Consider the following 17305-nt stretch of genomic DNA (forward strand, 5'->3'; position numbering starts at 1 on the left):
GGCGATAGCGTCAGGAGCATGGGAATCTGGACGACGCAGGCGCTGAGGGCGCGGGGTATCGGCAGGCGGAAGCAGGCGCGGATGGTCGCGGACGGTGAGCTGCATCGCGTGCACCGGGGCATTTACGTGGACGGTAAGGCCACGGCGGACAGCTTTGCGCGAGCGTTGACGCATTCGCTTGCCGATGTCGCACTCGCCGGGCATTCCGCCACGCAGAAGCACCTTGGACAAAAGCTGACATTTCCGCTTGAATTGGAGGGGCCGCGGACGACTAGGGGAAAGAAGTTCCAGGTCAAGCACACTCGCAGGCATACGACGCAGGTCATCGATGGCGTGCGGGTGGTCGAGCCATTGTGGGCGGCGAGCACAAGCAAGTATGAGCGAAGGTGGTTGTTGGAGCGTTATTATCAGGGGCATAGGGGCATCGAAAAGCTAAGGCGTGACGTGAAGCGCATGAGGCGGGTTCCGCGGCACCTGCGGGAGTTTCTGAAGAGATGCTCGATTGGCGCGGACAGCGTCGCAGAAAAGATTCTTGCCGATGAACTGCGGCGGGCAGGATTTCAGGTACAACACAATGTGCTCTTTGCTGGATACCGCTATGACCTGTGGTTGAAGAAGCTGGGGATTCTCATTGAGGTCGATGGCTATGAGGTGCACAGTGATGCGAAGAGCTTCGTGAAAGACCGCTGGAAATCGAATGACGGCGCGGGCTTGGGGTGCGTGGTGCTGCGCTTTAGTGCCGAGTGCGTGCGCTTTCACCTCAAACAAGTGGTGGCGAAGGTAAAAGAAATCGCGCTGTGGATTCGGCAAGGCCGGCCACGGCGCGATGAGGTGGGAGTCAAAGGAAACCCGGTGTTCAACTGGCACGAAGGTGTGCGCGGGGTGTTTATTTAGGCGCGGTATCCGTGACGAAAATGGGCTTTTTAGGCCGGGAACGGAAAGTCCAGAGCTTATTAATCACGAAATTGATCGGCATGGACACGATGATGGAGATGGCGGATGCCCAGTAGAACTTGGTGCGGAAGCCGGTGGAGTCATCGAAAATCTCGGGCGACAAAGCAATTGGAGAGTTCACGTTCATCAGCAGTGTTGCCACGACCTGGCTGACTAGGAAAGCACCAAGACCGGTGAGCAGGAACGGGAAGAAACCACGGAACCAAGTAATTCGGCGGGCCTCTTTGAATGTCCACATGCGATTGAGCTGGTAATTCCAGGTGTTTGCGACCAAAAATGCGATGGTCATGAACACGTGGTACCAACGAATGTTGAACTGGGTGCCAAAGAGGTTGATGAAAACGTCGTGTTCGGTGATATCTGCAGACCACAGGGCTAACTTCTTGGTCAGGTAAACAATCAGCAGGTTGACCACGGTACCGGATCCACCTACGATGCCGAATCTGAGGAATTGCCCCATGTTGGAAATAAAACGAGCTACCGTCATGCTCTTTAGTAACCCTTCTTCGTGGACAATTCTTCGCAATAAAACTTAACGCTGCGGTTAACAGAATATTAAGCGCAGAAAGTTATTAAAGTCTAGCGCACGCAGGCAGCACAAATCGCCACCACGCGGTGGCAATTCGCTGTGAAAACTAACTAGCGCTGACCTGCAGCTGCAAGCCTCGCACACGCGGCTTCGACACGCTCGTCGGTGCCGTTGAGTCCCACGCGGATGTACTCAGCGCCGACCTCACCATAGAAGTCACCTGGGGCAACGAGGATGCCGAGGTCAGCGAGCCAGGCAACGTCTTCGCGGCAGTTGTTGCCGCTGGTCGCCCACAGGTACATTCCGGCTTCGGAATGAGAGATGGTGAACCCGGCATCGCTCAGCGCGCGCATCAGCTTGGCTCGGCGAACAGCGTAGCGCTGGGCCTGGAGGGCTTCTGTTTGGTCATCGTCAAGCGCTGCGACCATGGCTGCCTGGATGGGACCTGGCACCATGAGGCCGGCGTGCTTGCGCACCTCCAACAACTCGGCGATAAGCTCTGCGTCGCCGGCGAAAAAGCCCGCGCGGTAAGAGGCCATGTTGGCAGACTTGGACAGCGAATGCATTGCAATCAACCCAGTCATATCGCCATCCGTCACGCGCGGATCCAGGATGGACACCGGCGGGTTGTCATCATCCCACGCCAGCGCCATGTAGCACTCGTCAGAGGCAACGATGGCGTCGTGCTCACGTGCCCACGCCACAATCGCGCGCAGCTGCTCCACACCAAGCACCGCGCCCGTGGGGTTGGATGGTGAATTGATGAAAATTAAGGAAGCATCGGCGAAATCAGCGGGGTCATCGGCACGAATGACCTCTGCCCCAGCGATCTTTGCGCCCACTTCATAGGTGGGGTATGCAACGGACGGAATGACGACGGACTCGCCGCGCATTCCCAACAAGGTAGGAAGCCACGCGATGGCCTCCTTGGTGCCTACTACTGGCAGCACAGCCTTGACGCTGAGTCCGGTAATTCCGTAACGGCGCTCCAACGCATTCGCAATCGCCTGACGCAGCTGGGGCGTGCCGGCAGTTTGAGGATATCCAGGTGCAGAGGCTGCCGATGACAGTGCGAGCTGTACAGTCGGAGAAACCTCATCTACAGGAGTACCCACTGACAAGTCCACGATTCCATCAGGGTGGGATTCGGCCTTCGCCTTTGCATCCGCCAAAGAATTCCATGGGAAATCTGGCAATACACTGCCCAATGGGGAACGTGCCATGGGTTGAACTCCTTTGTAGAATTTAGTCCTGGTTTTGTGGTGGTAGGGCTTTAATCATATCCACGTCAAAGTCCTGTGGGCCGAGGCCCGCAGCACCCCCCGGGGAGCCGAGGTCATCAAAGAACGCGGCGTTAGCATCGTTGTATTCCAGCCACTCATCTGGAACATCATCTTCGTAGAAAATGGCCTCTACAGGGCACGCAGGTTCGCAAGCGCCACAGTCCACACACTCATCTGGGTGGATGTAGAGCATACGCTTGCCCTCGTAGATGCAATCTACGGGGCATTCTTCAACACAGCCACGGTCCATTACATCGACGCAGGGCTGAGCAATTGTATAAGTCATGGGGTATTAATTCTCCTGAAATCCGGCACTATCCAGACATTTATCAGTATGTCACTTGGACACTACAAATGGCCAAACACCACCTATTATTCCGGCAAAAAGCAAGGCGACGGTGCGAATATTACTTCCTAACCATTGATCTCCGGTAGTTGAGCCGATAACCAAGAAGGCAAAGAATCCGAGCACCCACACAATCAGCGGGATTGCTGCGATGAGCGGGTTCGGGGTCCAGAGCCGCGCAGTCTTGGTTAAGACTTTGCTAAACCACCAGGCGATCAAGATTGTAATCGGAAAAGCGATGCGCATCCCGCTGGGCAGGGTTATGTATGCGCCCAGGTAGACGACCTCCAGCACGAGCGAGAGCAGCGCGCCAACAGAAAGCCAGAGGAGCCCGCCAACAGCCTCGCCACGGGAGAATTCAAAGGGAACGAATGAGGTACTCATTGAAAAATTCCTCCCACACGTCGCCGTTCAAAGGCTTATGGTCAGCGGTGTGCAAGCGCGCGGCATCGGCAGCCAGGTCGGCGTCCAGCGGCGTGGATTCGCCGCGGCTGCGTTGCAAATATTCCGCACGGATGATCGGCATTACCAGGTTGTTCGACAGCGCATAAGCAACCGGCGCGAGGGCAGGTTCGTGACAAATCGCCCAAGCAGGCACAGGATTGGTTTCTGTCACAGTGCCGTTTCCCAGCCACACTTGGGTGGGGTGCGCGGCGATTCCAGCAATCTTGGCGCCGAGGGCGGCATCGGAAAGTGGAAGCTTCAGGTCGTATGCCGCGTTGGTGAAATTGTGCAGGTAGGCATCGGAAGGCTTGTGCCAACCGTCGGCCGCAGTAACGGTATCAAGGGCCTGGTAGATGGCCTCACGCTGGTAAATAGTCCACCAGATGTTGGTCACACCAGCAGCTTTGCACGCACGCTCGGTCGCCTGGTGCACCGCGATATGGTCCGGGTGGCCATAGCCGCCGTCAGGGCCATAGGTGATCACAGCATGAGGTTTGAAGCGCGCAAGATGCTTTTCGATGCCCCCTGCCGCCTCATCCACACAATTAACCAGAGCGCGTGGATTCTCATGCGCTGGCGAGCTCACCATTCCGGAATCACGCAGGTGCCCTGGCGCGATGAGATGCTCGCTGCGAGCACCAATAGCGCGGGCCGCGTCCTGCAGCTCCCGGATACGGAAACCGCCGAGTAGGTCACTGCCTTCAAGCGCTTTAAATCGCTTGCCGATGACCTCGCCCTCCTCCCCTAACGTTGCCGTCAGCAGGAGAACATCTGCACCATGCATGGTCAACTCTGCGATGGTGCCGCCGGTAAACAGCACTTCATCGTCTGGGTGTGCGTGGACAACCAACACGCGCTTGCCCGCGAACTTCGAGCTAATCCTATTCGTCACTGTTGTTGACCTCCCATTCTGGTGCCGAGGCAATCCCACGGTGCCAATCTATTATGCTCTTCTCGCTGTGATCAGCGTTATCATCCACATCACCTTCCGCGTTGTCTGCAGCTTCCGCATCGTTTGCAGCTTCACCGTCGTCTGAGGCTTCGGTGCTGTCGGAAGCTTCGGCATCTTCGGAGTCGAAGGCGCGGATGCGGGTTTCATCGATAAGCGGCAAATATAGCGCTTGATCGCGGTTAACCTCTCGGATGAGCGCGAGGCTTTCCTGCGCGCTGATATCACCGTTCAATATCGACTGGGCGGTCGCTTCGAATTCGTCAAGGCATGCGAGTGAAAGATTCCCAGACCACAACTGCTGCTGTGCGCCAGCACGTTCAGTTGCCTGCGTGGAGGTGGCTGGTGAAGTCGTTGTCTCAGAGGTGCTGCTGGTGCTCTCAGTCTCTTCAGGGGCCTGGCATGTAAAGAAGCTAGCCATGTTGGCGGATGTGACTGAGGCATCTACGCCGGCGATGACGGCATCGACTTCGCCCTCGGGCAAGGAGTCCTCGATGATGGTGGTCATGCGGTTTTCCACCACGTTGGCCTCAACGCCCGCAAGTCGCAGCATATCCACAATGGTCAGCGCCGCGTTCGATGCAGCGGCATCCGTGGGATCCACTGCAATGCGCACCGGATTATCCTGACTATTCGCAGCCAATGCAGCGATGTCTTCCGCGCTAGCTGTACCCAGCAACGGATTCCCGCCATAAGGAACCCGCAGATCCGTGGTGCGCTCGGTGGCAAGGCGTGCGACCTGGTCAGAGTCAATCAACGACAGCAACGTCCGACGCAGCTGCGGAGTCGAGAGCACCTCAGATTCCGTGGACAAATTAAGTCGCAATTGGCGCGCGGGATTGACGTTGACGGTGCGGACATCGCCAAGCAATGCGAGCTGCTCCTTGAGTGTTTGTGCCGGCTCAATATCAACGAAGCTGACTTGACCCGAGCGCAGCAGCGTCGCCGCCTGCGACGTCGTGCGAATCGCGCGCAGCTGCACCACATCAATGCCCGCTGGGTCTTCGCCCCAGAAGCGGTCATTGCGGTTCAAAGTAATCATGCCGCGGGCTTGGTCAATGCTGCCAACGCTAAATTTGCCTGCCGATGCCGGAATATCCGACTCCAACACCCGCTCGAACTGACCGGGCTCCAAAAGATGCGAAGGCAGCAAATGCGAAAAAAGCATGTGCCAGTCTTTGACACGAGTCGAAAAGTCTACCGTCACCACACTTCCGCCCGAAGAGGTGGTGATCTTCGAAATGGCGCGATACGGCGCCACATTTCGAACCCCCGGAGTGGACACCATTTCGGTCCACAAATATTCAAAATCAGCACCCGTAATCGGTGTGCCATCAGACCACTGCGCGCCATCTTTAATGGAGTAGCGCAAACGCTGCTCCACTCCGACTGGAGCATCGACTTCCATCGCCGAAGTCAGCACATCGGTGTCAACGAAGTTTCCGTTAAATGCCGACGGCAAAACCAAATCCGCGATGGAATCAACCAGCTCCGTGTTATCGGAGACTAGATGCGGGTTAAACCCAAGCTGAAAAGCGTCAATGCCGACAGAGACAACGGAACGATCCGTTCCCCCATCGTCCTCAGTTCCTGCCGAATCTGGGTACTCAGAACCCTCAGAGTCAGCATCGCCTTCGCCCTCATACGCAGCCTCGTCGTCTGAGGCTGCGTCGTCTGCGGGGTCATCGGCAAGCTGCTCTTGCTCATCAACAGTCGGCGCCGGGCCAGGATTAGCCATGCAACTAACCAGCAACGTCGCGGACAAAGCCAATGACGTGCCGGTTAAGCGCTTAATCCTTGCCCGACGCATGAGTTTCTATTTGTTGAGCTGCTTCGCCTTAGATGCCGCACGACGACGATCGGTTGCAGACAAGTGCACCTTGCGCACGCGCAGGACCTTGGGGCCTACCTCAACGCACTCATCGTTGCCACAGAACTCCAGTGCCTCTTCCAGAGACAAGTTACGAGCCTTAGCCAAGGTAACAGTCGCATCTGCGGAAGCTGCACGCATGTTGGTCAACTTCTTTTCCTTGGTGATGTTGAGGTCCATGTCCTCATCACGGTTGTTAGCACCAACGACCATGCCCTCATAAGCCTCAACGCCTGGCTCCACGAAGAAGTCACCACGATCAGACAGCTGCATCAACGCATAAGCGGTGATCTGGCCTGAACGGTCAGCAACCAAAGAACCGGTTGGGCGAGCCTTGATTTCGCCTGCCCAAACATCCAGGCCATCAGACAAGGAGTTAGAGATACCGGAACCGCGGGTCTCGGTCATGAACATGGTGCGGAAACCAATCAGACCACGCGCTGGGATGCGGAAAGTCATGCGCACCCAGCCGCCCTCGCGGACGTCCATAGCCTGCATCTGGCCCTTGCGGTTTGCCATGAGCTGGGTAACTGCACCCTGGTACTCACTTGGCACGTCGATGGTGACCATCTCGTATGGCTCGTGAACCTTGCCATCAATAACCTGGGTAACAACCTGTGGCTTACCAACGGTGAGCTCGAAGCCCTCGCGGCGCATGGACTCAATCAGAACGGACAGAGCCATTTCGCCACGGCCCTGAACTTCCCAAGCATCCGGGCGCTCAGTTGGCAGAACGCGGATGGACACGTTACCGATGAGCTCCTGGTCCAGACGTGCCTTAACAACACGTGCGGTCAGCTTGTCGCCGCCGCCCTGACCAGCCAAAGGCGAGGTGTTCACGCCGATGGTCATGGAAATAGCTGGCTCATCGACCTTGATACGTGGCAGTGGAACTGGGTTCTCAGTATCAGCGATGGTGTCACCGATCATGATGTCAGAGATACCAGAGATAGCCACGATATCGCCGGCGATTGCCTCAGCGGTTGGCTGACGCTCGAAGCCAACGGTGCGCAGAAGCTCCGCGACCTTGACGTTCTTGATGTGCTGGTTGCCCTCATCATCGTAGTGAATCCATGCAACCTGCTGGCCCTTCTTGATGGAGCCAGCCTTGATACGCAGCAAAGCGATACGGCCAAGGAAGTCAGAGGAGTCAAGGTTGGCAACGTGTGCCTGCAGTGGTGCATCCACGTTTGCCGATGGCTCTGGCAGAACGTTGTAGACGACATCGAAAAGCGGCTGCAAATCATCACCTTCTGGGACGTTTGCATTGCCAGGGTTTTCAGTCGACGCGATACCCGCGCGGCCGGAAGCGTACAGAACTGGCAGGTCGAGCAGCTCTTCAGCAGCAGCGGAAGCCTCTTCATCTTCCAGGCCCGCAGCGATTTCGAGCAGCAGATCCTGCGCGTCAGAGACAACTTCATCAATACGTGCGTCAGGGCGGTCAGTCTTGTTCACCGCGATGATGACAGGAAGCTTCGCCTCAAGTGCCTTGGTCAGCACGAAGCGGGTCTGCGGAAGTGGGCCTTCCGATGCATCGACAAGAAGCACAACGCCGTCCACCATGGACAGGCCGCGCTCAACCTCGCCACCGAAGTCGGCGTGGCCAGGGGTGTCAATAACATTGATGATCAAATCGGCGCCATCTTTACCCTGGCCCTTGCGGTGAATCGCAGTGTTCTTGGCCAAAATGGTAATGCCGCGCTCGCGCTCCTGGTCATTGGAGTCCATAACGCGGTCCGAGTGGTCGCCGTGGTCACCGAATGCGCCGGACTGCTCCAGCATGCCGTTGACAAGGGTGGTTTTGCCGTGGTCAACGTGGGCGACGATGGCAACATTTCGGAACTCAGTGGTGGTCACTAAAGGAATCTCCTCACAGAAAAGTTTAAAAGCTAGCGTCTAAACAGTACTCGTTGTTGCCTATTCATGCACTATTGACACTCCCGCATGTGACCCATATCCTGCCAACTTGCTGCCAGTCGCCGTACAATATTTTCGCCGCGGCGCCCCCACCGGCCACTTCGGCAGCACCGGCAGCATCGGCAACATCGGCAACATCTGCAGCAATGTGCGCTTCGCGCTCACCGTCGTAAAGCAACTTGCTAGTCGATGCTGCCCCGTGAGCGCGAAGGGGACGCGGGGATGGACGCTGGGTTAAATACCACTCGGCACGGGGTTGGATTCGGGAATCGGTGACAGAAAGGGATTGCTGGAACAGGCGGTCTGGGTGCATCGCGAAGACGGGCCTGGCCGTGGGGTGGGAAAAGTTCGGGCGCGTATGTAACGAAACGGACTCAATGGACGAAGTAGTAAACAACAGTCAGCTTTAAGGGTTGACTGCGTGCAAAAAGTGAATATTGTTACAGGGGGTGTCAAAGTTATTAGTGTTACAAATGTTATGCATGTGACTAACGCTAGGGCTTGACGCCACGAAGTAACCTCAATCATTTCACTAACCCAAGGATGTAACCCAGTGAGCAAGAACCGCCGTTTGGCCTTCGCTGCAGCTCTAGCAGCTGCCCTACTCGGTATTGCTACCCCGGCGATCGCACAATCAAGTGCGGGGCCGTCGGCTGGGGTATCGCAGGTGGCATCGTCAAGCGGTGTTGAAAACCCGCTGGATGAGCTAGGCCGCCCGACTGCCGCAACCCAAGCCCAGGTCCGTGATTTCGCGAACCAACCATGGATGCCACGCGATGCTCGCAACGCAATCTTGTCGGCGCTGGCGTTCTACGCGGGCGAAGGCGATGGCGAAAGTGGAGTTCCGCTCGTTGAGGGCGGACCGAACTTTGAGCAGTTCTACTGGCCAACGGTCTCGGGCAAGTGCATCGGCGGCCAAGGCGACTCGGTCGGCTCAGCCATTGCTGTTCCAGGCCCAACGGAAATCCCAGCACCGGGCGCGAAGTCAGGCGAAACCGCCTTCGTGTTCACCGCTTTGGGAACCGAGCCAGCAGCTCAGCGCCAGGGCGACATGCATGTTCAGTGGTTCAACATTGACACCTTTAAGACAGGTATCACTCCCCTGAGCAACAACGGCATCAATCCTGATGGACCAGCAACTGTTTCTGGGACCGCATCTACGGGTAAAGGAACCATCGTCGCGGTGGTGTCCGGCACGGTCAAAACTCAAGAACAACCCTGCAGCTTTGTACCAACCGCAGCCATTTTCGAGGTGAAATAAAATGAGCGTCGATCTTCATCCGGTCAAGAAGGAAACTTTCAACACGACTGAGCACGTCAACGTTGATCCAAAGGGCTACCTCCGCGAGGTAGACACCTATAAGATCACTGACTTTGGTCTTTACATGGCGCGTGGCGCCAACCACCCTAAGTTCGGCTACCTGGAGTCTTGGCTTCTGCCACAGCTTGGTTTGCGCGCCAACATCTTCCACTTCCGCGATGGAGTTGAGGAGCGTCAGGACTTCTACATCGACGTTGCTGAGATTGACCGCAACGGTGATGTGTGGACCACGCGCGACCTGTACGTGGACTTGATTTCTAACACTGGTGAGCCGATTGATGTCCAAGACATCGATGAGCTTTCAGCGGCAACTTCTGCTGGTCTTATTACTGCTGAAGAGGCAGAGAAGGCTATCGATGCCACCTTGACCGCCGTCGAGGGCATCACCCGCTATGGCGACAATGCTATGGAGTGGCTTCGTGCACTCGGCATGGAGTTAACCTGGGCCAACGATGTTGAACTCACCCCGGTTGCTTAATATTTTCTTTTTCTAGCTAGTGCGGTTGCCCGGCTGATGTCCGGTGCGCGCGCTACACTTCCTCCTGTACTTTATTTCACCTCTGGAGGTATCTCATGGCTGGCGGACTTCTCGCGCTCTTAGATGATGTTGCATTAATTGCACGCTCGGCGGCGTCATCGGTTGATGATGTCGCAACCCTTGCCGGCAGGACTTCGCTGAAAGCTGCGGGCGTAGTCATTGATGACGCCGCTGTCACCCCGCAATATGTCCAGGGCGTTGACCCCAAGCGCGAGCTGCCAATGATTTGGCGTATCACCAAGGGTTCTTTGGTGAACAAGATTGTTATCATTTTGCCGATTGCGCTGCTGCTGTCCTGGCTGGCACCGTGGGCGCTTGGCCCCATCTTGATGTGCGGCGGCGCTTATCTTTGTTATGAGGGCGCGCACAAGATTTTCCACAAGCTCATGCCCTCAGATGAGCATGAGAAAGAACCCACCGTGGCCAAAGGCAAGGAAGCCGAAGACCGCTTGGTGAAGTCAGCGATTACAACTGATTTGATTCTGTCGGCAGAAATCATGGTTATCTCGCTGAACTCGCTGCTGGATCAGTCTTTCTGGATGCGCCTGGGCGCTTTGCTTGCGGTCGCGATTCTCATCACCGTTGTTGTCTACGGCGCGGTTGGCTTGTTGGTCAAGATGGATGACATTGGCTTGTCGATGCTGCGTCGGCGCAACGGCAACTCCCCTCTCGGCAGTGCTTTGGTTAAGAGCATGCCGCATGTCCTCAACATCATCGGGGTTATCGGTACGGCTGCAATGTTGTGGGTCGGCGGGCACATCATCGTCGCCGGCCTGTCCGACTTTGATGTCACTGAACCAGCGGACATCATTCACAGTCTGACCGACTTGGTGCCAGCTGGATTCCTCACCTGGTTGGTTGATACCGCCGGTTCGATGGTCTTCGGTTTCATCGTGGGCACCATCATCGTTGGCGTAATTGCGGGCGTGGACAAGCTCACGCCAGACAGCAAGGAAGAAAAGGAAGAACCAGCGGAGGCTGCTTAACAATTAGATAAACAGCAGCAGCGACACCGCCATGATGGCCATGCCGACAATCAGACCGTAGATGGCGTGGTGGTGTTTGCCGGTTTCAACGGCAGCCGGCAAAAGTTCGTCGAGGCTGATGTAGACCATGATGCCGGCGACCATCGCAAAGCAAATGCCCATCGTTGCTGGCCCCATGAACGGCATGAGCACTAGGAAACCGATGAGTGCGCCGATTGGTTCGGCGAAGCCGGAAGCGGTTGCCCACCAGAATGCCTTGGCGCGTGACATGGTGGCGGCGCGCAACGGCACGGCGACGGCGATGCCTTCGGGGATATTGTGAATCGCAATGGCCACCGCCACTGGAATCGCGATGGTCATGTCTTCAAGTCCCGCTAAAAATGTGGCGAAGCCTTCCGGAAAGTTGTGAAGTGCCAGCGCACCTGCGGTAAACACACCTGTCTTCATCAACCGATTTTTGCGTTCGGCCTGGGTGACGGTGCCCGGCTCGTGCGGGTTGATGGAGGCCGGTACCATCCGGTCAATGATGCCGATAACCGCGATGCCAGCAAAGAAAGCACCGATGCCCGCCCATTGACCTGCTTTATCCGAACCAAAAGCGGTGGTGAGCTCTTCGGTTCCTTTGGGCAGGATTTCTATAAAAGAAACGTAGAGCATCACACCCGCAGAAAGCCCCAGTGCTGCGGCTAAAAAGCCGGGCCCTGGATTGCGTCGCCCCACAGCGATGGCGCCGCCAATTGCCGTGGACAGACCCGCCAGCACGGTCAGTCCAAAGGCAACCAATATGGTGGAGAGCTCATACATAAGCGTCATTTTATAACCCACGCTGTTGACGCGCCCAACTAAGCCTGGCCTAGTATCGATCTCATGTCTGACTATCCGTTGCCCGCGCACCATCTTGGGGTTGAGCACCTCGCGGTGTTGGATTATGTCTGCTTGTCCGCAACCTTGGCCCTGCCGGCGCAGACGCAGATTCCGGTGACGTTGGAGGCAGATAATCGCACGGGCGGCTGGCGGGTGCGCAGCATGTTTGGCACGGTAGGTTGGCTCACCGCCGAAGAGGCAGCAGAGTTTCCTGATATGGAGCGGTTGCGCTCAGCTGGCATGACGGCATCGACCACCGCGGTGGTGGATTTGGATGATGTTGCGGTCAATTTGGGCTTGGCGCCGTGGCATATCGCGCGCAATGACCAGCCGGAAGGTACGGTTTTGCTCGCGGGCGGGGTGGCAGCGGGGCTGGATACGTCGATGTCTTCGGATGTTCAATCATCCCAGATTGAGGCGTTGGGCACCGCGTGCGTCTTCGTGCAGTTTCACCACGTCGCCGGCAGTATTGTGGTCACCGTTGATGACGCGGTGTTGGGTTTGTTGGGCCAGGCTACCGATTTCGAGTTGCTCACCCAGCTGCTTGCCCAGGCTCCCATCGCCGCCCGCGCATACATCGCCGACGGCATGGTCGCGGTGGATTTACCGGCGGATCCTAATAATCTTTTTGCCCCCTCGGTTCCGTCTTTGCCTTCGCTTTTCGATGCACCCCTCATCCCCACCCCACTCCCCACTCCCGGGGAAGACACAGAAGATGCAATGCTCAGTTTCGACCCGAGTGAGTATCTAGAATCTACCGAGGCCACGAAACCGAAATCGCAGCGTTTCCTGACCACTCCGCAGTTTGATGACCAACCAGCAACTGAGGCTTTTGAAGCACTATTTCGCAAGCACGATCTGGGTAAGCCGGACGAGGACTAGGTGACCACGCGCGTGGTTTCACTGGTGCGTTTGGTCAGCCCTTTGGAATCCATGTATTCCAAAAGCGGCACCGCGATTCGCCGAGTGGTGTCGAGTGCTTGTCGAGCCTCGGAGAGCGTGAATTCTCCCGGCAGCTGCGCCAGAATATCAGCAGCCTTGTGCGGGGCGCTGGGAAGCAACACGATGGAGTCAATGCGCAGCAGCCGCCCGGCGCGCTCTGCCGCGGCCAGCTCGCTGGTGCCCAGGCGCAAGTCTTTGAGAGTATCGGCATCGGGTGCTGCGAACGGCGCTGCTGCCAGTTGTGTTTCGAGCTGTGCCACGGATTTCTCGGCGGGACCAAGGTCGCGTGGTGCAGCCTTAGGATCGCGAATGAATGCACCATCGCGTTTGAGCTTCGCGCCAGTCAGCGGGATAGCGAGCAGGGCATCTGCTGGTAGCGCGAGGTTGGTGAGTGCGGTGGCGAGTGGGAGGGCATCGGCAAGCGAATTGCGCGCCATGTATGTATCGAACATCTCGCGTAGCTGTTTGGTCCAGCGTCCAATGGCTGCGGCGTTGACCCACCAGCCCTGATATTCAATGACTGAGGTTGGCTTGTTGCCGGTATCAAAACCTGCTGATGCGAGCTCCGTCTTGTGAATTGCATCCCGGCGGGCGACATAAGCTCCGGCATCGCGTGGGTGGTGGGAGCTCAGCTCCTTCGCGCGCTCAGTTGGTGCGCCGCGGCGACGAATAGATGGTGGATCCATGTCCACCACTTCAAGGCCTGCGAGCTTGTCCAAGCCTGGCCCACGCAGCGCGAGTCTGTCACCGATGCGCAGCGGCAGCGTCGCGCCTTGCACGATCAGCCGCGCGTGCTCCGCTCCCAGCGGGCGTACGTGTACAGGTACGGAAGCTGTGCCCACGTGCAGGTTGAGTTCTTTGGGCACATTGTCCAGCTGTGTCCCGGTGCGGCGGCGAACGTCTAAGATTTCTGGCCGCCACCAGGTGCTATCCGCGGCGGTGAGCACGTCCCCGCGCGAAATACTGTCTGCATCAATACCGCGCAGATTCACAGCCAGTCGCATCACCGGCGCTGCTTCTTCGACCGCGGAGTTTTCGCTGTGCAGACCGCGCACAGTCACTTCGTGTGTTCCGGTTTCTGTGAGGATACGCAGTCTATCGCCTACTTTCACACGCCCCACAGCCCACGTACCGGTAACTACCGTGCCGGCGCCTTTGACGGAAAACGCTCTATCGATCCACATCCGCACCGGCTGTTCAGCGGCTTCGGCGAGCTCCAAATCTGAGGGCAATACAGCATCGAGTGCCGCGCGCAGCTCTTCTATACCTTCGCCGGTGTGGGCGGAAACGGCCATGATGGGGGCATCGGCAAGCGACGTGCCCCGGACTTTCTCCCACACCTCCGGCGCGGTGATGCGCTGGCCATTGTCCATGCGCGTGAGCACGATGATGCCGCGGGAGATTCCCAGGGCATCGATGGCCTCAAGATGCTCCGTGGTCTGTTCCTTCCAGCCTTCATCAGCGGCAATGACCAGCAGGACCGCTGGCGCGGGGCCCAGGCCAGCGAGCGTGTTCGCAATGAAACGCTCATGCCCGGGCACGTCCACGAAGGCGACATTTACGCCGGATTCAAGGGTGGTCCAAGCAAAACCCAAGTCGATGGTGAGCCCGCGGCGCTTTTCTTCTGCCCAGCGGTCAGGGTCCATAGTGGTCAGCGCATTGACCAGAGTGGATTTACCGTGATCAACGTGGCCAGAGGTCGCATATACGTACATCTACTCCGCCAGACTTTCCTGCGCGGCACGGATGGCCGCAATCAACGTCTCATCCTCGCTCGCCGGAATGCAGCGCACATCAACCAGGCACTGGCCTTGGTGCACGCGTGGCAGCACCGCCGGGGTTCCTGCGCGCAATGCCGCAGCCAGGGATTCATCCAGTGCCACAGCAAAACCTGGCAGCGGGTACTCCGGCGCACCGCCCCCGCCGACGCGGCCTGGGTGCTCAATCACGTCTCCCCCTACGGCGGCTGCAACAGCACGGGTGCGCTCCAGGTGCGTATCTGAGTCCAGGTGCAGGGCGTCCTGCACAGCGTTGCTGGGCGCGTTAATGCTTGCTTCTAGCGCGTTGAGCCGCAGCTTATCGATACGAACCGCACGCGCCAACGGATGCTTCTTCACCTTTGCAATCGCTTCTTTTGTCCCCAGAATGATACCGGCCTGCGGGCCGCCCAGCAGCTTATCGCCGGATGCGATAACAATATCCGCGCCAGCGGCCAATTGCGCCTGCAGGTCTGGTTCCTCCGGCACTGATTTGTCTGGTTGCAAGAGCCCGGAGCCGAGGTCGACGATGAGAGAGATTCCGTGGGCATCGGCAAGCTGGCGCAACGGATCAATGCCTACCGCTGCAGTGAAACCTTCAATCCGGAAGTTCGACGGATGCACCTTCAAAATCGCACCAGTCTTGTCACTAATAGCGTCCTCATAGTCCGCCAGGTGCGTGCGATTGGTTGCGCCAATCTCCTTCAAGCGCACCGAGGTGGACTCAATCAGCTCCGGCAGGCGAAATCCGGCGCCAATCTCAATGAGCTCCCCGCGAGAGATAATGACTTCCCGCTCCGGCGCCAACGCGGCGGTGGCCAGCAACAATGCGGCAGCACCATTGTTAACAACCAGCGCATCCTCGGCTCCCGGACACGCTGCAAGCAGCGCTTCAATTACTGCGCGCCCGCGGTTCTTTGACCGCAGACCCGAGGCTAAATCCAGCTCCACATCCGTATATCCAGCCGCTGCTACCAGCGCGTCAATCGCTTCCGGCGGCAAAGGCGCACGTCCAATATTGGTATGAATAATCACGCCCGTGGCGTTGAGGACGCGGTGAAGTGAATACGGGGTAGCATCGGCGAGCACTGCTGCGACCTCATCCATCACTGCCTGCGGTGCGATATCTCCCGCCCGTGCCTGGGCAAGAACTTTATTAATCCGCGTGCGAATAATGTGCTCCGCCATATAACGGCGGGCAACCTCCACCGCCGGCGAGGCCAAAATCTCATCAGCGCGCGGAATGAAACGCCGCAGGTCAGTCATTAAAGCTCCTTTGCGCAGGTGGCGGAGACGGACAGGAATCGAACCTGCCAGACCAAGCTACTTGGCCTCACCGGTTTTGAAGACCGGGGCGCCCACCAGGACACGTACGCCTCCACTACTCAAAGTAGTAGGTTGGGGAATATGACACCAAAACTTACCTCTTTCGCGGCCGGCGGCGGCTGCGCATGCAAGATTCCTGCAGGTCAGCTTGAGTCCGCAATTGCCGGGCTTATTGGCAACGATGACCCCAACGTCATTGTTGGATTAGAAGACGGTGATGACGCCTCCGCCATTCGCATCAACGGCGACACCGCAGTGATTTCCACGGCGGACTTTTTCACGCCGATGCTCGACGACCCCTATGACTGGGGGCGGGTGGCCGCCGCAAATGCGCTTTCCGATGTCTACGCCATGGGCGGCGACCCCATCACCGCCATCAACCTTGTTGGTTGGCCAGTGGATTTGCTTGGCCTCGATGTGCTGCGCGATGTGCTGCGCGGCGGCATGGACGTGTGCAACGAAGCCGGTATTTCTGTCACCGGCGGGCACTCCATTACCGCGCCGGAGCCTATTTACGGCATGTCTGTTACCGGAATTGCCAGCCCCGACAAGCTTATGCGCAACGATTCCGCGGAAGCCGGCCTTCCCCTGACGCTGACCAAGGGCATCGGCGTCGGCATTTTTAACAACAAGCACAAGGCCACCGGCGAAGTCTCCGCTGAGGCCGTCGAATCCATGACCACACTTAACCGCGAAGCTTCCAAGGCCGCGGTTGCCGCGGGCCACAAGGCCGCCACCGACATCACCGGCTTCGGGCTGCTCGGCCACCTGTACAAGATGTGCCGCGCATCCGGCATCAACGCCGAAATCAACTTCGCCGACGTCCCAGAAATCCCCGGCGCCAAGCAAGCTCTTGCCGATGGCTTCGTCCCCGGCGGCTCCCGCCGCAACCTCGACTGGGTCCGCGAACACCTAGACGTCACCAACTCTTCCCTTACCGAGGAGGACCTGATCTTCCTCGCCGACGCCCAAACCTCCGGCGGCCTGCTTGTAGTCGGCGAAGTCCCAGGTTATCCAGTCATCGGCCGCACCATCTCCCGACCTTCCGGTCCTGATTCCGGGGCCTACATCACCATCAATTAGTCCCCTGGCACCACGCTCCCCACCGGGCGCGCTGCTTTTAGCCTTTTCAATCTTCTGCAAGCCTCGCGGGTTTATCCCGCGGGGCTTTCTTTCTCTGCTCTTACCCCGCCCGCCTCGCTCCTTCCGCACCGTGTCCCCTTCGCGCTCACCGGAGGCAGGGCCCTCGGGAGAAGAAGGACTCTGGTGAGCGCGAAGG

16 protein-coding genes and 1 tRNA gene are annotated in these 17305 nt (G+C 58.0%); 6 read left to right on the forward strand and 11 right to left on the reverse strand.

Translation table 11 applies throughout. The features are described 5' to 3' along the window. The first annotated feature begins 18 nt into the window (after positions 1–18). On the forward strand, positions 19–894 hold the full coding sequence (locus CCASEI_RS09040) for a type IV toxin-antitoxin system AbiEi family antitoxin domain-containing protein (RefSeq protein ID WP_025387771.1): 876 nt from the start codon (positions 19–21) through the stop codon (positions 892–894). Here the strand turns inward: CCASEI_RS09040 and CCASEI_RS09045 are convergent. The 7 genes from CCASEI_RS09045 to typA form a co-directional block, all read right to left on the reverse strand. Beyond that, a complete protein-coding gene (locus CCASEI_RS09045; RefSeq protein WP_006822887.1) occupies positions 887–1441 on the reverse strand; it encodes a GtrA family protein in 555 nt (184 codons plus the stop codon). The genes CCASEI_RS09040 and CCASEI_RS09045 overlap by 8 nt on opposite strands. Positions 1442–1593: 152 nt before the next feature. After that, positions 1594–2706: a succinyldiaminopimelate transaminase gene (dapC, locus tag CCASEI_RS09050; protein WP_006822886.1), complete on the reverse strand. Its 1113-nt coding sequence runs from the start codon at positions 2704–2706 to the stop codon at positions 1594–1596. 22 nt (positions 2707–2728) lie between these two features. Next, positions 2729–3052 carry a ferredoxin gene (gene fdxA, locus CCASEI_RS09055; protein WP_006822885.1) on the reverse strand — a complete coding sequence of 108 codons (324 nt, stop codon included), beginning with the start codon at positions 3050–3052 and terminating at the stop codon, positions 2729–2731. 51 nt (positions 3053–3103) lie between these two features. After that, positions 3104–3496 carry a hypothetical protein gene (locus CCASEI_RS09060; RefSeq protein WP_006822884.1) on the reverse strand — a complete coding sequence of 131 codons (393 nt, stop codon included), beginning with the start codon at positions 3494–3496 and terminating at the stop codon, positions 3104–3106. Beyond that, entirely contained in the window at positions 3471–4448 is a 978-nt protein-coding gene (locus CCASEI_RS09065) for a PIG-L family deacetylase (protein ID WP_006822883.1), read from the reverse strand. The genes CCASEI_RS09060 and CCASEI_RS09065 overlap by 26 nt, the downstream gene beginning before the upstream one ends. Next, positions 4438–6315 (reverse strand): ABC transporter family substrate-binding protein, encoded by a 1878-nt coding sequence (locus CCASEI_RS09070; protein ID WP_025387773.1) that lies wholly within the window; start codon positions 6313–6315, stop codon positions 4438–4440. The genes CCASEI_RS09065 and CCASEI_RS09070 overlap by 11 nt, the downstream gene beginning before the upstream one ends. Positions 6316–6321: 6 nt before the next feature. Next, the gene (typA, locus tag CCASEI_RS09075; protein ID WP_025387774.1) at positions 6322–8232 is read right to left on the reverse strand and encodes a translational GTPase TypA; all 1911 of its coding nucleotides are present in this window, start codon (positions 8230–8232) and stop codon (positions 6322–6324) included. A gap of 613 nt (positions 8233–8845) precedes the next feature. Between typA and CCASEI_RS09085 the strand changes: the two genes are divergently transcribed. From CCASEI_RS09085 to CCASEI_RS09095, 3 genes are all read left to right on the forward strand, one after another. Then, positions 8846–9553, forward strand: a complete 708-nt coding sequence (locus CCASEI_RS09085; protein ID WP_025387775.1) for an Rv1157c family protein — start codon at positions 8846–8848, stop codon at positions 9551–9553. Position 9554: 1 nt separating this feature from the next. Next, complete coding sequence (locus CCASEI_RS09090) at positions 9555–10091, forward strand: DUF402 domain-containing protein (protein WP_006822878.1); 537 nt, start codon at positions 9555–9557, stop codon at positions 10089–10091. Between the two features lie 95 nt (positions 10092–10186). Then, a complete protein-coding gene (locus CCASEI_RS09095) occupies positions 10187–11137 on the forward strand; it encodes a DUF808 domain-containing protein (protein WP_025387776.1) in 951 nt (316 codons plus the stop codon). Positions 11138–11140: 3 nt separating this feature from the next. Here the strand turns inward: CCASEI_RS09095 and zupT are convergent, their stop codons facing one another. Continuing rightward, on the reverse strand, positions 11141–11941 hold the full coding sequence (zupT, locus tag CCASEI_RS09100) for a zinc transporter ZupT (RefSeq protein WP_006822876.1): 801 nt from the start codon (positions 11939–11941) through the stop codon (positions 11141–11143). Between the two features lie 63 nt (positions 11942–12004). Between zupT and CCASEI_RS09105 the strand changes: the two genes are divergently transcribed. Then, positions 12005–12883, forward strand: a complete 879-nt coding sequence (locus tag CCASEI_RS09105) for a hypothetical protein (protein WP_006822875.1) — start codon at positions 12005–12007, stop codon at positions 12881–12883. Here CCASEI_RS09105 and selB read toward each other — a convergent pair. The 3 genes from selB to CCASEI_RS09120 form a co-directional block, all read right to left on the reverse strand. After that, on the reverse strand, positions 12880–14658 hold the full coding sequence (selB, locus tag CCASEI_RS09110; protein WP_006822874.1) for a selenocysteine-specific translation elongation factor: 1779 nt from the start codon (positions 14656–14658) through the stop codon (positions 12880–12882). The two genes, CCASEI_RS09105 and selB, sit on opposite strands and share 4 nt — an antisense overlap. Further along, positions 14659–15966 (reverse strand): L-seryl-tRNA(Sec) selenium transferase, encoded by a 1308-nt coding sequence (gene selA, locus CCASEI_RS09115; protein WP_025387777.1) that lies wholly within the window; start codon positions 15964–15966, stop codon positions 14659–14661. 19 nt (positions 15967–15985) lie between these two features. Then, positions 15986–16080: transfer RNA gene (locus CCASEI_RS09120), tRNA-Sec, on the reverse strand. 27 nt (positions 16081–16107) lie between these two features. On the opposite strand from CCASEI_RS09120, the gene selD reads away from it, so the two are divergent. Beyond that, entirely contained in the window at positions 16108–17109 is a 1002-nt protein-coding gene (gene selD, locus CCASEI_RS09125; protein ID WP_025387778.1) for a selenide, water dikinase SelD, read from the forward strand. The last annotated feature ends 196 nt before the right edge of the window (positions 17110–17305 follow it).

It is taken from the genome of Corynebacterium casei LMG S-19264 (assembly GCF_000550785.1).
Lineage (GTDB): Bacteria > Actinomycetota > Actinomycetes > Mycobacteriales > Mycobacteriaceae > Corynebacterium > Corynebacterium casei.

Coding starts and splice junctions, on each gene's coding strand:
- CCASEI_RS09045 (WP_006822887.1), bottom strand. CDS start 1,441: ATGACGGTAGCTCGTTTTATTTCCAACATGGGGCAATTCCTCAGATTC.
- CCASEI_RS09095 (WP_025387776.1), top strand. CDS start 10,187: ATGGCTGGCGGACTTCTCGCGCTCTTAGATGATGTTGCATTAATTGCA.
- CCASEI_RS09105 (WP_006822875.1), top strand. CDS start 12,005: ATGTCTGACTATCCGTTGCCCGCGCACCATCTTGGGGTTGAGCACCTC.
- selB (WP_006822874.1), bottom strand. CDS start 14,658: ATGTACGTATATGCGACCTCTGGCCACGTTGATCACGGTAAATCCACT.
- selA (WP_025387777.1), bottom strand. CDS start 15,966: ATGACTGACCTGCGGCGTTTCATTCCGCGCGCTGATGAGATTTTGGCC.
- dapC (WP_006822886.1), bottom strand. CDS start 2,706: ATGGCACGTTCCCCATTGGGCAGTGTATTGCCAGATTTCCCATGGAAT.
- selD (WP_025387778.1), top strand. CDS start 16,108: ATGACACCAAAACTTACCTCTTTCGCGGCCGGCGGCGGCTGCGCATGC.
- CCASEI_RS09070 (WP_025387773.1), bottom strand. CDS start 6,315: ATGCGTCGGGCAAGGATTAAGCGCTTAACCGGCACGTCATTGGCTTTG.
- fdxA (WP_006822885.1), bottom strand. CDS start 3,052: ATGACTTATACAATTGCTCAGCCCTGCGTCGATGTAATGGACCGTGGC.
- CCASEI_RS09040 (WP_025387771.1), top strand. CDS start 19: ATGGGAATCTGGACGACGCAGGCGCTGAGGGCGCGGGGTATCGGCAGG.
- CCASEI_RS09060 (WP_006822884.1), bottom strand. CDS start 3,496: ATGAGTACCTCATTCGTTCCCTTTGAATTCTCCCGTGGCGAGGCTGTT.
- zupT (WP_006822876.1), bottom strand. CDS start 11,941: ATGTATGAGCTCTCCACCATATTGGTTGCCTTTGGACTGACCGTGCTG.
- CCASEI_RS09090 (WP_006822878.1), top strand. CDS start 9,555: ATGAGCGTCGATCTTCATCCGGTCAAGAAGGAAACTTTCAACACGACT.